This window comes from Yoonia sp. GPGPB17, from assembly GCF_037892195.1.
GTDB lineage: Bacteria > Pseudomonadota > Alphaproteobacteria > Rhodobacterales > Rhodobacteraceae > Yoonia.
Window position 1 is genome coordinate 1,314,586 of sequence record NZ_JATACI010000002.1, and the last position, 14,578, is coordinate 1,329,163.

The 14,578-nt window shown below is 56.9% G+C and carries 15 protein-coding genes and 1 pseudogene; 8 read left to right on the forward strand and 8 right to left on the reverse strand.

Going from position 1 to position 14,578, the window contains the following annotated elements:
- Positions 1 to 70 precede the first annotated feature (70 nt).
- From QTO30_RS07125 to QTO30_RS07135, 3 genes are all read left to right on the forward strand, one after another.
- Positions 71 to 1,078, forward strand: a complete 1,008-nt coding sequence (locus QTO30_RS07125; protein WP_340423442.1) for an ABC transporter permease — start codon at positions 71 to 73, stop codon at positions 1,076 to 1,078.
- Positions 1,071 to 2,057 (forward strand): ABC transporter permease, encoded by a 987-nt coding sequence (locus tag QTO30_RS07130; protein ID WP_340423443.1) that lies wholly within the window; start codon positions 1,071 to 1,073, stop codon positions 2,055 to 2,057. Before QTO30_RS07125 ends, QTO30_RS07130 begins: the two co-directional genes overlap by 8 nt.
- A 190-nt stretch (positions 2,058 to 2,247) precedes the next feature.
- Positions 2,248 to 2,697: a hypothetical protein gene (locus QTO30_RS07135; RefSeq protein WP_340423444.1), complete on the forward strand. Its 450-nt coding sequence runs from the start codon at positions 2,248 to 2,250 to the stop codon at positions 2,695 to 2,697.
- A 212-nt stretch (positions 2,698 to 2,909) separates the two neighbouring features.
- Here the strand turns inward: QTO30_RS07135 and QTO30_RS07140 are convergent, their stop codons facing one another.
- From QTO30_RS07140 to QTO30_RS07150, 3 genes are all read right to left on the reverse strand, one after another.
- The gene (locus QTO30_RS07140; protein ID WP_340423445.1) at positions 2,910 to 4,427 is read right to left on the reverse strand and encodes an NAD(P)(+) transhydrogenase (Re/Si-specific) subunit beta; all 1,518 of its coding nucleotides are present in this window, start codon (positions 4,425 to 4,427) and stop codon (positions 2,910 to 2,912) included.
- A gap of 12 nt (positions 4,428 to 4,439) precedes the next feature.
- Positions 4,440 to 6,020, reverse strand: a complete 1,581-nt coding sequence (locus QTO30_RS07145) for a Re/Si-specific NAD(P)(+) transhydrogenase subunit alpha (protein WP_340423447.1) — start codon at positions 6,018 to 6,020, stop codon at positions 4,440 to 4,442.
- Positions 6,021 to 6,124: 104 nt separating this feature from the next.
- Positions 6,125 to 6,574, reverse strand: a complete 450-nt coding sequence (locus QTO30_RS07150) for a methyltransferase family protein (protein WP_340423449.1) — start codon at positions 6,572 to 6,574, stop codon at positions 6,125 to 6,127.
- Between the two features lie 79 nt (positions 6,575 to 6,653).
- On the opposite strand from QTO30_RS07150, the gene QTO30_RS07155 reads away from it, so the two are divergent.
- Genes QTO30_RS07155 through kynU form a run of 3 tightly spaced genes read left to right on the forward strand, consistent with a single transcriptional unit; the run spans position 6,654 to position 8,969 of the window.
- Entirely contained in the window at positions 6,654 to 7,472 is an 819-nt protein-coding gene (locus QTO30_RS07155) for an SDR family NAD(P)-dependent oxidoreductase (protein WP_340423451.1), read from the forward strand.
- Positions 7,411 to 7,764 carry a DUF1304 domain-containing protein gene (locus QTO30_RS07160; protein WP_340423454.1) on the forward strand — a complete coding sequence of 118 codons (354 nt, stop codon included), beginning with the start codon at positions 7,411 to 7,413 and terminating at the stop codon, positions 7,762 to 7,764. The genes QTO30_RS07155 and QTO30_RS07160 overlap by 62 nt, the downstream gene beginning before the upstream one ends.
- An 11-nt stretch (positions 7,765 to 7,775) precedes the next feature.
- Entirely contained in the window at positions 7,776 to 8,969 is a 1,194-nt protein-coding gene (gene kynU / locus QTO30_RS07165; protein WP_340423455.1) for a kynureninase, read from the forward strand.
- On the opposite strand, the gene QTO30_RS07170 is transcribed toward kynU, so the two are convergent.
- Entirely contained in the window at positions 8,966 to 9,823 is an 858-nt protein-coding gene (locus tag QTO30_RS07170; protein WP_340423457.1) for a YihY/virulence factor BrkB family protein, read from the reverse strand. The genes kynU and QTO30_RS07170 overlap by 4 nt on opposite strands.
- Positions 9,824 to 10,020: 197 nt before the next feature.
- Between QTO30_RS07170 and QTO30_RS07175 the strand changes: the two are divergent.
- Positions 10,021 to 10,664, forward strand: a pseudogene (locus QTO30_RS07175) (nucleoside/nucleotide kinase family protein).
- Between the two features lie 5 nt (positions 10,665 to 10,669).
- Here the strand turns inward: QTO30_RS07175 and QTO30_RS07180 are convergent.
- The 4 genes from QTO30_RS07180 to QTO30_RS07195 all read right to left on the reverse strand — a co-directional run bounded on the left by QTO30_RS07180 (position 10,670) and on the right by QTO30_RS07195 (position 14,317).
- Positions 10,670 to 11,980 (reverse strand): TRAP transporter large permease, encoded by a 1,311-nt coding sequence (locus QTO30_RS07180; RefSeq protein WP_340423459.1) that lies wholly within the window; start codon positions 11,978 to 11,980, stop codon positions 10,670 to 10,672.
- Positions 11,977 to 12,516, reverse strand: coding sequence for a TRAP transporter small permease (locus QTO30_RS07185; protein WP_340423460.1), 540 nt, complete (start codon positions 12,514 to 12,516; stop codon positions 11,977 to 11,979). The genes QTO30_RS07180 and QTO30_RS07185 overlap by 4 nt, the downstream gene beginning before the upstream one ends.
- 9 nt (positions 12,517 to 12,525) lie before the next feature.
- On the reverse strand, positions 12,526 to 13,557 hold the full coding sequence (locus QTO30_RS07190; protein ID WP_340423462.1) for a TRAP transporter substrate-binding protein: 1,032 nt from the start codon (positions 13,555 to 13,557) through the stop codon (positions 12,526 to 12,528).
- A 73-nt stretch (positions 13,558 to 13,630) separates the two neighbouring features.
- On the reverse strand, positions 13,631 to 14,317 hold the full coding sequence (locus QTO30_RS07195) for a fumarylacetoacetate hydrolase family protein (protein ID WP_340423464.1): 687 nt from the start codon (positions 14,315 to 14,317) through the stop codon (positions 13,631 to 13,633).
- A gap of 117 nt (positions 14,318 to 14,434) precedes the next feature.
- Between QTO30_RS07195 and QTO30_RS07200 the strand changes: the two genes are divergently transcribed.
- Positions 14,435 to 14,572, forward strand: a complete 138-nt coding sequence (locus QTO30_RS07200) for a hypothetical protein (RefSeq protein ID WP_340423465.1) — start codon at positions 14,435 to 14,437, stop codon at positions 14,570 to 14,572.
- Positions 14,573 to 14,578: the final 6 nt, after the last annotated feature.

The following is a 14,578-nucleotide window of genomic DNA, read 5'->3' on the forward strand; positions in this document are numbered from 1 at the left end:
AAGCTTTGTTGGGCGTGGTGCGCCGCGCCCAACAATCCCTTCTCAAAACTATAAACCAAGGCGCCTATTCATGCTCAACTACACGATCCGTAGATTGGTCCTGTCGATCCCGACGCTTTTGTTTATTGCTTTGGTCATCTTCCTGCTGCTGGAACTTGCGCCCGGCGACCCCATGGGCCAGATGCCCCTAACGATCCCCGATGACGTCAAACAACGCATGCGCGAAGCCCTGGGTTTGGGCGAACCTTGGTACACGCGCTTTTACCTCTGGCTTTATCAGTTCTTTGTCGTCGAGCCGCAGTATTGGATCGATGGCGCATTCGGCACCAACTTCGCCGACGGGGCGCAGCGCATTATCAGCTTCCAGTCCCGCAGCCCGGTTTTTGACACCATCGCCGAACGCATGCCGCAAACGCTGTGGGTGGTTGGCATGTCTTACGTCGTTGGCGTGGCCATCGCCCTGCCTATCGGTATCATCAGTGCCTACAAGCAGTATTCGGTTTTTGATCAGGCCGGAACATTCATCAGCATGATCGGTTTTTCGGTCCCGCCTTTCTTTTCGGGGGTTCTGGTGATCGTAATCTTTTCGGTCCAGCTGGGCTGGTTGCCATCAATTTACGACACCACACATGAGGTCGTTGATTGGGAGACTTTCAAATTCCAACTGCAACAGATGATCATGCCAGTCATGGTTTTGGCATTGCAAACAACAGCACAGGTCAGCCGCTATATGCGTGCCTCAATGCTCGATAACCTAGGGCAAGACTATGTACGCACCGCCCGGGCAAAGGGCATGTCGGAAAGCATCGTTGTCATGCGCCACGTTCTGCGCAACTCCATGATCCCTGTTGTCACCGTGATTGCCCTTGGTATCCCATCGATTTTTGGCGGCGCGATCATTACCGAACAGGTCTTCAAAGTGAATGGTCTGGGCCAACTATTGATCATTGCCTTGCAGGGCTCCGATATTCCGATGGTCATGACGATTACCTTCCTGCTGGCCGTGTTGATTGTGATGATGAACCTGATTGCCGATATTCTTTACGGCATCCTTGATCCGAGGATCCGCTATGACTGATATCTCAAATCAAGTACAACCCGTCGATCAGGTCGACCCGAACGCACCGTTCGAACCGGAAGAGAAGGCCCGCAATCAGTGGCTGGACGTATGGGATCAGTTTCGATCACACAAAGGCGCGATGGCCGGTCTGATCTTCTTGATATTTATTACGGTTTTCTGTGCACTTGGACCGATTGTATGGGACGTCGATCCCGGAAAGTTAGATATCCGCAACAAGGATGTAAGGCCCATCTATGTGGCGATCTGGGATGGCGACGCTAAGACAAGCTGGGCGCGGCCAATGGGTACCGATCATCTTGGCCGCGATATCATGGCGAACATTATGCAGGGCGGGCGCATTTCACTTGCCGTTGGCTGGACCGCAATGATCCTCGCCATCTTGATTGGGACGTTTGTTGGCGTGCTTGCTGGCTATTTCAAGCGGTTGGATTGGGGGCTGATGCGCTTTACCGATCTGGTGCTGTCACTACCGCTGCTTCCACTTCTGTTGGTCATGATGCTGTTGTTCCGCGATCCGCTAAGGGCCGCCTTTGGGCCAGAGAACGGAATTTTCCTGCTGATTGTAGTCGGGATCGGGATTACGTCATGGATGCAGACGGCACGGATTGTACGCGGTGACGTCATGGCACTGAAGGAACGTGAGTTCGTTCTTGCCGCACGCTCGATCGGCACGCCGCCGCGCCGTATGATCACGCGGCATATTCTGCCCAATGTCCTGTCGCCGATTATGGTGTCGGCCACTTTGGGTCTGGCGACGGCAATTATCACCGAAAGCGCGCTGTCCTTCCTTGGCTTGGGCTTTCCGTCTGACTTCCCCACATGGGGCAAGATCCTTTTCGATAGCGTCGACCGCATGACAGCCTTTCCCGAACGGGTGCTGTGGCCCGGCCTGGCGATTTCGCTAACCGTTCTGGCGGTGAACTATATCGGTGATGGTCTGCGCGACGCGTTGGATCCACGGATCAGAGGGCTGTAGGGAAGAACATCAGTAGGTTGACCTAAGTCAGCTTTGCGGATTAAGCGCTCCTTCGCGCGGTTGCACCGAAGTCTGCTTTTCCACGCTCCGTCCGATTGAAATAGCTTAAGACTAGCTTGCACGTTAGATTGAGCTGGAAAATAACCGCTAGCCAACGGTGGCATTTTGGGTTCTTGAGCAGGTGAGCAAGATGGCATCAAAAACAAAAATCTTTGGATATTGGATATCATGTGTCGATGAGGAGAGCGCGAAGGAAGCTGTTAAGATGGCTGGACTCCCCGTATTGCTTATGGGAGGCAATGCGGCTCTGACGGCACTGATTGCACTCTCTCAACAGTCACCAGACTTGACCCTCGCCACGTCGTGCGCGGCAATTTCATTGCCCCTTATTGCTATTGCTTTTCGCATCCGTGCTGAGAAATCGGGGTGGATACCATCAGTGGTTGTGTTGTTCGCTGCATTTCTCATCCTCAGCGCACTTTCAGGTTACGTCGCGTTGATGGATGTTGGGATCGAGCGGATTGGCGGCGTTCAGATTGTTACAAGTTGGATTGTGCCGTTGATCTGTTCTGTCTTGATGGTAGCTGGCTTCAAAGGCTGGCTTTGGCTTAAGACCAAAGGGTTACCTAGGCCGCTTTGAAATCAAGTCGCGACCCGTCCCAAAATCCCCGTTGATAAACAATTTAGCATACCGGACAATCGTACAGGAGGCAGCATCGGCGACTTTTGCGCTCACAACTAACATTCGCAGACTTTGTTTCACTTTGATGTGCTGAACTGCACGCAAAAGCCCCGCAGCATTTGCTGCGGGGCTTTTGCGTAAGATGGATCATGATCCATCTTACATGATCATCAGTCGATCTTTGGCAACAATTCGTCCAAAGATTTCTTCGCATCGCCATAGAACATCCGCGTGTTGTCCTTGAAGAACAGCGGGTTCTCGATGCCGGAATAGCCAGTCCCCTGCCCACGCTTGGACACGAACACCTGCTTGGCTTTCCAGCATTCCAATACCGGCATACCCGCAATCGGGCTGTTCGGATCATCCTGTGCCGCCGGGTTCACGATATCATTGGACCCGATTACGATAGCCACATCCGTATCCGGGAAGTCATCGTTGATCTCATCCATTTCCATCACGATGTCATATGGAACCTTGGCCTCAGCCAGCAGCACGTTCATGTGCCCCGGCAGACGCCCCGCAACCGGGTGGATCGCGAAGCGCACGTTCTTGCCCTGCGCACGCAGTTTGCGGACCAGTTCGGAGACAGCCTGCTGCGCCTGTGCAACCGCCATCCCATACCCGGGGATGATGATGACGCTATCCGCCTCACTCAGCGCGACGGCAACGCCGTCAGCATCAATCGCGACCTGTTCTCCCTCAACGGCCATCTGCTCACCTGCAGGGCCGCCGAAACCACCCAATATGACCGAAACAAACGACCGGTTCATCGCCTTACACATGATGTAGGACAGGATCGCACCAGAGGAGCCGACCAGCGCACCGACCACGATCAACAGGTCATTGCCGAGGCTGAAACCAATCGCCGCTGCGGCCCAGCCAGAGTAGCTGTTCAGCATGGACACAACGACGGGCATATCCGCGCCGCCAATGCCCATGATCAGGTGATACCCGATGAAAAGGCCCGCCAGCGTCAGCAGTACCAGCGCCCAAGAGCCACCGCCGCTCATGTAAACAAACAGCAGAATAACCGAGAGCGCCGCCGCAGCCGCATTCAACAGGTGACCACCGGGCAGTTTGTTGGCGCCCGTATCCACCTTGAAAGGCAGCTTGCTCGAATTGCCAGCAAGCTTCGCATAGGCGATGACGGAGCCAGTGAATGTCACGGCACCAATCCAGATGCCCAACACCAGTTCAACCCGCAGGATGCTGATCTCAACGCTGGATTTCTTGGCGATCAACTGACCAAAGGCACTGAGACCCTCATAAGCCTCTTTCGGCAAACCAATTGCAGTAATGCCATCCGGCCCGACAGCGCCGAGCACCTGACCATTGGCCGCGTAAAGCGCGCTCATGTTGTTGATCATGATATCAGCGTTGAAGCCCACAAAGACCGCAGCCAGACCCACCATGGAGTGCATGATCGCGACCAGCTCAGGCATCTGAGTCATCTCAACCTTGGTGGCCAGTTGATAGCCAACCATGCCGCCCAACCCGATCAGGATGATGGAAAGCAGGCCAAGCCCGGCACCGGGACCCACGAGCGTAGCCAGAACCGCCAGCGCCATGCCTGCGATCCCATACCACACAGCCCGCTTTGCGCTTTCCTGCCCAGACAGGCCACCCAGTGAAAGGATGAAAAGAACACCAGCGACCACATAGGCCGCGATTGTAAATGCGTTATCCATTGCCCTGCCCCTTTAAGACTTTTGGAACATGGCGAGCATCCGCCGTGTCACGAGGAAGCCACCGAAGATGTTCACGGCGGCCATGAAGATACCCAGTGCTGCCAAGATCGTGATCAACACGCTGGTAGACCCGATTTGTATGAGCGCACCCAGAATGATGATCGACGAAATCGCGTTGGTCACAGCCATCAGCGGCGTGTGCAGCGAATGCGCGACGTTCCAGATCACCTGGAAGCCGATGAAGACCGACAAAACGAACACGATGAAGTGCTGCATGAAGCTGGCGGGCATACCGGGGATCAACCCGATGCCGAGGATCAACGCCGCACCAATGGCCAGCAGGCCCACTTGCGTCTTGGTCTCTTTCTGGAAGGCGGCCACTTCTTGTGCGCGCTTCTCTTCCGCTGTCAGCTCTTTTGGGGCCTCTTTCTTAGGCTGGGCCGCAATCGCGGCTACCTTGGGCGGCGGTGGCGGGAAGGTGATTTCACCTGCATGCGTGGCCGTCGCACCCCGGATCACGTCATCTTCCATATCGTGATTTGGGGTGCCGTCTTTCTCTGGCGTTAGGTCCGTCATCATGTGACGGATGTTTGTTGCATAGAGCGTCGAAGACTGCGCGGCCATCCGGCTGGGGAAGTCGGTGTAGCCGATGATCGTGACACCGTTATCGGTGACGATCTTTTCGTCCATGACGGTCAGTTTGCAGTTGCCGCCGCGCTCGGCTGCAAGGTCCACGATGACCGAACCGGGTTTCATGCTTTCGACCATATCCTTGGTCCAAAGTTCGGGCGCGTCGCGACCGGGGATCAGCGCTGTGGTGATCACGATATCGATGTCGGGTGCGATTTCGCGGAATTTGGCCAGTTGGGCCGCGGCGAACTCGGGACTGGACACGGCAGCGTAACCACCCGTCGCGGCACCATCCTGCTGTTCTTCTTCGAAGTCGAGGAAAACGAATTCGGCCCCCATGGATTCAACTTGCTCGGCCACTTCAGGGCGGACGTCAAAGGCGTAAGTGATTGCCCCGAGCGACGTGGCGGTCCCGATGGCGGCCAAACCGGCCACGCCTGCACCCACCACGAGAACTTTCGCGGGAGGTACTTTACCCGCAGCGGTCACCTGACCGGTGAAGAAACGACCAAAGTTGTTACCCGCTTCAATGACGGCGCGATAACCTGCGATATTGGCCATGGATGACAGCGCGTCCATCTTTTGCGCGCGCGAGATACGCGGCACCATGTCCATCGCGATGACTGTGGCGCCTTTCTTATTGGCGGCCTCCATCAGCTTTTCATTCTGCGCAGGATAGAAGAAAGAGATCAGGGTTTGGCCTTCGCGCAGGCGTTTGGTTTCGGCATCCGATGGGGGGCGCACTTTTGCGACAATATCGGCGACTTTGAAAAGGGCGGCGGCCGTTTTTACCACCTCGACACCAGCATCCTGATAGGCCGCGTCGGAAAACCCGGCACCTGCACCGGCCCCGGTTTCAATCACGCAATCATAGCCGAGCTTTTGCAGATCCTTGGCGGAAGCGGGTGTCATTGCGACCCGATCTTCGCCTTCAAATGTCTCTTTTGGTGTGCCGATCTTCACGGACCATCCCCCATTTCAATTCTCGCAGTGAGGATGCATTATAGCGCGAAAGAATATTTCACAAGAGACAGGCACCCATGACATTAAGTGTCATGCGCTAACAGTCACACCCAACGTCGCGTCTTCTGACAGTAACGTGCGAATTCGGCGCGGAATTTGACCCGCAAGCGGTTTTCTTCGGGGACGATGAAACGCTGCGTAATCGTGAATATGAAAAGCGGAACCAGTAACAGGGCAATCGGGGCTTCCCAGCGCAGGGCCAGCCCCGCCAGCACCAGCGTGTCCCCCAGATAGATTGGATTACGGCTGCGTTTGAAAATGCCGGACGATACCAGCCGGTCCGCCTCCCTATGTGGGACTATTGTGGTGCGTTGCTTGCGCATCTCAGCCGCCGCCAGCAAAATCAGCACAATCCCGCCACCGACCAAAAGCCCGCCGAACAGTTCTGTGACCGGCCCACCGATGGCCCAGGACATCGGCTGCAACTGCGCAATCCACCATGTCAGCACGAGGGCAAGTAGCAGCCAGACGGGCGGTATGTCGATCCATTTCATGAAGCTGTTTCTGCCGCAGCGCTTTGCCCTTGTCCATGCCCCGCATGGCGTTAGCATGGGCGCCAATCAAGGAGGCATCATGGAACACGCAGGAAAGCATGCGCTTGTGACGGGCGGTGGTACGGGCATTGGCGCAGGCATCGCTATTGCACTGGCCGCGGCTGGCGCAGAGGTCACAATCACTGGGCGTCGCGCCGATAAGCTGGCCGAAGTTGCAGCGACCTCAGATCGCCTGCATGCCTTGGGAATGGATGTGGATGATGAAGCATCGGTGCGTGATGGCATCGCCGCCGCTGCCAAAGCGCGCGGTCCTATCCAGATTTGTGTTGCGAATGCAGGCATTGCCGAAGGTGGCCCGTTTGAGAAAACCACGCTGGCGCATTGGCGCAAGACCATGGTCACAAACCTCGATGGTGTGTTCCTGACATTTCAGGCGGCAATGGAGACGCTGGAAAAAGCGACCCCGGCCCGGATGATTGTCGTCAGTTCCATCGCAGGTGTGCGTGGCCTGAAAAACGCGATCCCCTACACGGTGACCAAACATGGCGTCATTGGGTTGATCCGCGGCCTGTCAGAAGAATTCATGCGCCGTCCGATCACCTTTAACGCGCTGTGTCCCGGTTATGTCGATACCGACATCGTGCGCAATCAGATCCCCGGTCTGATGCAGCGCTTTGGCGTCGATGAACAGGGCGCGATTGACGCAATAGCAAAGGGCAATCGCCACCGCAAACTGCTGGAGGTGGATGAAACGACGTCTGCCGCAATGTGGCTCTGCTCGGATGGTGCACGCAGCATCAACGGCCAGACCATCCAGATTTCAGGGGGCAGGTCTGATGGTGGGGCCTGTTCTGGTTGTGCTTGTCGCCCTGATCCACGCGTATTTTCTGGTGCTTGAGATGTTTCGGTGGGAGGCACCACGCACGCGCAAGGTTTTTGGGGCGACACCAGAGTTTGCAGCAGAAAGCAAAGTGATGGCGGCCAACCAAGGGCTGTATAACGGGTTCTTGGCGGCAGGCTTGCTTTACGGCCTTGTGCTGGGTGTAGCGGGCGGACAAATGGTGATCTTTCTATTGCTCTGCGTCATCGTCGCAGGCCTCTACGCTGCTTTCTGCGGGATCAGGGCGGCATTGTTTGCCCAAACCGTTCCCGCAACCCTGGCGCTGATCGCGCTTGGTTTGAATTTCTAATAGGCCTCTTGATGACTGATTTTGCCGCGACAAAGGCCATGTTCCACCTGCCTGAGGGGATGATCTATCTCGATGGCAACTCCCTTGGGCCGCTGCCCAAAGCCACCGCCGCGCGCGTGGAACGTGCGGTGACGGCTGAATGGGGTGAAAAGGTCATCACCGGTTGGAACCGCGCAGGGTGGATGGCGCAACCGACAGCGCTGGGTGACCGGATTGGGCGTTTGATCGGCGCAGAACCCGGGCATGTGGTGTTGGGCGACACGCTGTCGATCAAGGTCTATCAGGCACTTGCAGCGGCCATTGATCTGGTGCCGGATCGCAAGGTGATCCTGACGGACAGCGGCAATTTCCCGTCTGACATTTACATGGCCGAGGGGTTGATCAAATCACTGGGGCGGGGACATGAGCTGCGTGTTGTCGCACCTGAAGAAGTGGAAAATCACATCGACAATGATCTTGCTGTTCTGATGCTGACGCAGGTCGATTACCGCACCGGACGGCTGCATGACATGAAGACTTTGACCGAAAAGGCGCATGCGGTCGGTGCCATCGCCTCTTGGGATCTGGCGCATACCGCAGGCGCGATGGCAGTAGACCTGCAAGGGTGCAATGCGGATTTCGCCGTCGGTTGCACCTATAAATACCTCAACGCCGGTCCCGGTGCGCCTGCGTTCATTTACATCTCTCCCCGGCGCATCAACCAATGCCAGCCTGCACTGTCGGGTTGGTTGGGCCATGAAGCCCCCTTTGCCTTTGATCTCGACTATCGCCCGGGATCAGGGATTGAGCGTATGCGGGTGGGCACGCCACCCGTGTTGCAGATGGCGGCGCTCGATGCGTCGCTGGATATCTGGGATCAGGTGGATATGGGTGCGCTGCGCGCAGCCTCTATCACTCTGACCGAGCGCTTCATCGCAGGCGTTGAGGCCAGGTGCCCGCAACTGACCCTCGCCAGCCCACGCGATCCCTATCAGCGCGGCAGCCAAGTGTCATTTTCCTTCGCACATGGCTATGCCGCCATGCAGGCTTGTATCGCACGCAATGTCGTCGGTGACTTCCGCGCGCCCGATATCATGCGTTTTGGGTTCTGTCCGCTGTTCATTGATGCAGGTGACGTGGACGCCGCGATTGATGTCATTGCCGATGTGATGGCAGACAAGCTCTGGGATGATCCGGCATATAAACAGGTCGCGCAGGTGACCTAGATATAGGTTGTGTCCTCGGCTTCAGGTGGCGCGTCATAGCCATGTACTTCGACATTCAACGCCGCACCGAGCAAGATCAGATATGCGCTGACATAAAGCCACAGCAGCAGGCCGATAACAGCGCCGATCGAGCCATACACCTCATTATAACTGGCAAAGTTGGTCAGGTAGTAGGACAGCCCCGCCGAGGCTGCGACCCAAAGCACGACAACGACAAAGGCACCCACCGTGACCCAGCGCCCACGACTGCCGATCCGGGCGGGTCCAAAACGGTACAGCAGGCTCAAACCGATCATCAGGACGCCCAAGGCGACCAACCACCGGATGCCTTCCAACAGCCACGCGGTTGAACTGGCCACCGGGATGAACGCCAGACCAATTGGCACGATTACGACAACGATTAACGCGACAATCGCCAGACTGACCAAAGCCACTGTCAGCATCAGCGCGACAACCATCTGCCAAATCCCGTTCCGCATGCGCTGCCCCGCAATCGCATTAAGACCCCCGATCAAGGCCGCGACCCCTGCCCGACAGGACCAAAGCGCCAAGGCAATTGAGACACCTGTGGCCCAGCCCAAAGCACCTGACGGTGCGGCGACCAAACGAAACACCTGACTTGCGATGAGGTTATAGGCATCCGGCGGAATGATATCTTCCATCAGTGCCAGCTGCTCGGCGATGACCACCGGATCAGCAATCAATCCAAAAATCGCAATGACCGCCGCAATGCCTGGGAAAATCCCAAACATGCCAAAAAACGCCACACCTGCCGCGATCAGGCCAAGGTGCTTTTCACCCGCTGTCGTCCACACCGCGACCAAGACACGCCATATCTTGAGAATTGTCGCCACGCTTTTGACTGTCCGATCGTTTTGCCTTCTGCGCTTTAACCTAAGGCAAAGAAACCGCAATCGCCACTTTTCTCCGCATATGACGGCCCACGTCTTCGGCATTTGACCGCTTGGTAACAAAAATATGTCGCGTCGCAGGGCAACACGCGCTAGGATTCTGCAAAACAGGGCAAACCCTGACATCAGAGGCAGATGCAGTGAATACACTGACCGCACATACCAACACGCTGGCAGAGCGTGTGTTGGACAAAGAGAGTGATCGCCAGTTGGTCGCCATCACCGGCGCGCCGGGCTGTGGCAAGTCAACTCTGTCCAGCGAATTGGCCCGCCGTCTGAACGCCCAAGGGCGCAAGGCGATTGTGGTGCCGATGGACGGGTTTCACCTTGATAACAACATATTGGAGGCCCGTGGCCTGCGCCCGCGCAAGGGTGCGCCCGAGACGTTCGATGCGCCGGGTTTCTTGCGCCTGATCCATGCGCTGAAAACCGGGGATGAGGTGTTCGCGCCCTCCTTTGATCGCACCCGCGATCTGGCCATCGCATAAGCTCTGTCGCGGTGCCTGCTGCAGCCAAAGTGGTGATTGTTGAAGGCAATTACCTGATGTTTGATGAGGCCCCTTGGTCCGCACTTGCAGGTCTTTGGGATCTGTCTGTGCGCGTCAACGTCCCCATGCCAGAACTGCGTGCGCGTCTGATCCATCGTTGGCTCAGCCTGAATTACTCCTCCGCCGTCGCCACGCGCCGTGCCGAAGGCAATGACATTCCTAACGCCCAGCGCGTGATCGACCGCGCCTTGCCGTGCGACATTGATTTGAACGGTGAGCCGAACCCGAACAGATAAGCGCGCTAAACAAATACCAAGGTGATTGCCGGGAACATCAAGAGGATGAACACCCGCACCACATCGGAGCCGACAAAGAATAGCACCGACCGATAGGTTGCCGTCATCGGCGTTTCCCGGTCCATACTGTTGATAATAAAGAGGTTCATGCCCACAGGTGGCGTGATCAAACCCACCTCAACCACGATCAGGACCATGATACCGAACCAGATTGCCAGTTCTTCCGTGGTCATCCCGAAATCGAGGCCGGAAATGACCGGCCAGAAGATCGGAACAGTCAGCAGGATCATGGATAGGCTGTCCATCAGGCAGCCAAGGACTAGGTAGAAGACAAGGATCAGTACCATCACCATCCACGGGCTGAACCCTTGTAGTGCAACCCACGCGGACAGTTCTTGCGGCACTTGCGTCAGCGCAAGAAACCCGTTGTAGAACCCGGCCCCCAGCACGATGAAAAAGATCATACCGGTGCCCGTTGCAGTTTCCGTGATGCTTTGCCTGAACACCTGCCAATTGAGCGCGCCAGAGAACAGCGCGATGAGGCCAGTGCCCATTGCCCCGACAGCGGCCCCCTCTGTCGGGGTGAACCAACCCTGATAGATGCCACCGACCACCAGACCAAAGACGATCAGAACAGGCCAAACGGCGCCAAGCGCTTTGAAGCGCGCTGCATATGGGATACGTGTGCGCGTGCCTGCCTGATCAGGGTAGAGCCGGACGTAGATTGCGATGGTGAGCATGTAACCCAGAGCAGCCAAGATGCCGGGGATAAACGCAGCCGCGAAGAGTTTCGCGATGTTTTGCTCGGTCAGGATCGCATAGATCACGAGGATGACCGAAGGTGGGATCAGGATGCCCAACGTTCCCCCCGCAGCCAGCGTTGCGGTCGAAAACCCGCCCGAATAGCCGTATTTGCGCAGTTCCGGCAGGGCGACCTTGCTCATCGTCGCAGCGGTTGCCAGCGACGACCCGCAGATCGCACCAAACCCTGCGCAGGCCCCGACCGAAGCCATCGCCATGCCGCCTTTACGGTGGCCCAACCATGCCTCTGCCGCTTTGAACAGGGAACGTGACATGCCGGAATAGGTGGCGAATTGTCCCATCAGCAGGAACATGGGGATAATCGACAGGTTGTAGCTGGAGAAGGTCGAAAACACCTCGGATTTCAGCCGCGCCATGAAAACCGTTGTCCCGTCTGTCGCCAGCCAAAGCCCGCCGATCCCGCACAAAAGCATCGCAAGTCCGATGGGTGCGCGCAGGAAGATCAGCAACAGCAGAAAGGGAAAGGACAGATAGCCCAGCGCGAGGTCGGTCATAGGATGCGCTGACCCGTCAGGCGCATGGCGGCGCAATAGATACTGACGACGCTGGCGGTGAGTGCGGCAACCAGACTGGCCGCATAGGCCCACCAAATAGGGAATTGGATCAGATAAGTCGTTTCACCATAGCGCATCTTGTCTTGCATGCCGACGAACAGCCGCAATGTGATCAGCACGATGACCACCGCCATCACAACGCTCCAAAACGTGCCCAAAGCGCGATCCGCCTTGGCGCCCATACCCTTGGAAAAGACATCGACCTTGGCATGGGCGCCGGTGAGTTGGGTCAGCGGCAAGAATGCGAAAATAGCAAAAGCAACGCCTGCTTCGACCAGTTCGAAATCGCCCAGAATCGGGCCGATGCCCAGGTCAATCAGCCAATCACCGATACCGCGCAACAACCCTGAATACGCCAAATCGCTGAGTTCGCGCCCACTGACGCTGACGCAGACCATGATCACCAAAAGACAGAGCACCACCCCACCGAGCAGTGCCATGAATTGGGCCAGTTTCTGGATCGCAGCTTGCAGCACAAACCTGCCTTAGTTGCCCGTGTTGTGTTCTGCGATCAGCGCCACGGCATCGTCATAGATGCCCTGCCCATCGAGACCTGCCGCCGTTGCCTCGGCAATCCAATTGTCGATTGTAGGCTGGCTGGCTTCGCGCCATGCGGCAACTTGCGCCGCGTCCAATGTGATGATGGTGTTCCCAAGCTCTTCGGCCAAAGCGCGACCGGGAGCGTCATCATTTTGCTGGGTGCGCCCGGCAAAGGCTGAAAACTCCAGTCCGGAATTGGCGTCGATAACCGCCTGCAAATCAGCAGGCAACGCGTCATAAACGTCTTGGTTCATCGCCATGATAAAAGCCAGTGTATAAAGCGCATCACCAGGGAATTCGGTGTGATAGCTGACCAGTTCTTGCACTTTAAGCGCCGGAACAACTTCCCACGGGATCACCGCACCATCGATAACGCCGCGCGAAAGCGATTCAGGGACAGCAGGTACGGGCATACCCACTGATGTTGCGCCGAGTTCGGTAAACATCGTCGTTGTTGTCCGTGACGGTGCGCGCAACTTCAAACCCCGCAGATCAGCGACATCGGTGATCGGACGATTAGTGTGGATGACACCCGGCCCATGCACCCAGAGGCCCAAAGGTTTGAAGTCCGCAAAATCAGTATCCATCATCCGAGCTTCGGCCAGTTTCCAAAACGCGCGCGAAGTGGCTTCGGCGTCGGGTGAGATGAATGGCAGCTCGAACACTTCCAACTGCGGGAAGCGACCCGGTGTATACCCAGCGACCGTCCAGACAATATCAGCCACACCATCAATTGCCTGATCAATCAACTGCGGTGGCGTGCCGCCCAACTGCATCGAAGGGAAACGGTCGATCTTGATCCGGCCATTGCTGTCCGCTTCGACGTTATCCGCCCAGACGTCAAGGATATGCGCTGGTACGTTCGCCTGTGCGGGCAGGAACTGGTGCAGGCGCAATGTGACCTCTTGTGCGGCGGCACTGGTAGAAAGGCAAGCAGCGGCCAAGGCCCCCAATAGCGTGCGGCGGGTGAATGTCATGATGTTCCTCCATCAGGCAGAAAACGTAAGCGGTATTGTTGCGACCCTTCAGAAGGTCGCAAGGCGCATTCAATCAGATGATCGTGGTCTCAACTGGGTCGAAATCGCCAATTGTGCCGCGTAATACGTCACCTTTGACAACGGGCCCTACCCCAGCGGGCGTACCGGTCATAATCAGATCACCGGGGTGCAGGGTGTAAAGCGTTGACAGATCTGCGATGATTTCAGGGATCGACCAGACCATGTCAGAGAGTGTCGCCTGCTGGCGCGTTTCTCCGTTGACGTCGAGTCTGATCACCAGATCACCGATCTCTGCGTCGTCTGCTTTTGGCGTCAGCGGCGCGATGATCGCGGCATTGTCAAAGTCTTTGCCCGTATCCCATGGACGGCGTTTTTCCTTTGCCGCCGCCTGCAGATCGCGGCGGGTCATATCCAGACCGCATCCATAACCATAGACCATATCCATGGCGTCAACTTCGGCAATATCCTTGGCTGTGCGTCCGATGGCGACCACCAGTTCCATCTCATGATGCAGGTCGGCGGTGCGCGGCGGGTACGACATGTCTTGACCAGATAACAGAACGGCATGGGCGGATTTGGTGAAATAGAACGGTGCTTCGCGATCCACCGCGTACCCCATTTCGGCGGCGTGATCGGCATAGTTGCGGCCCACGCAAAAAATGCGCCCTACCGGAAAACCTGCGCGCCCCTTTACAGGGATAGCGGGCGTTGGGCGGGGCGGGAAAACTGTGTCTTTCATAGCACTCTCTGCACGTTGCGTTGAAGCGGACGGGGGCATAGCATATCTGATGGCAACGCGATAACCTCGCGAAACCTTTGGGGCAAGTCCCATTGACTGGCAGGAGCCTGAAACCGCGTGAGCATGCACGACACACCAATGGATGATCTGGTCGCCTGTCCGCAATGCGACACGCTGCATCGCGCCAGCGCACTGCCTGACAATGCGCGCGCGCACTGCCAGCAATGCGGGATCGTGTTGATGACATCGCAGTAAGCAGCG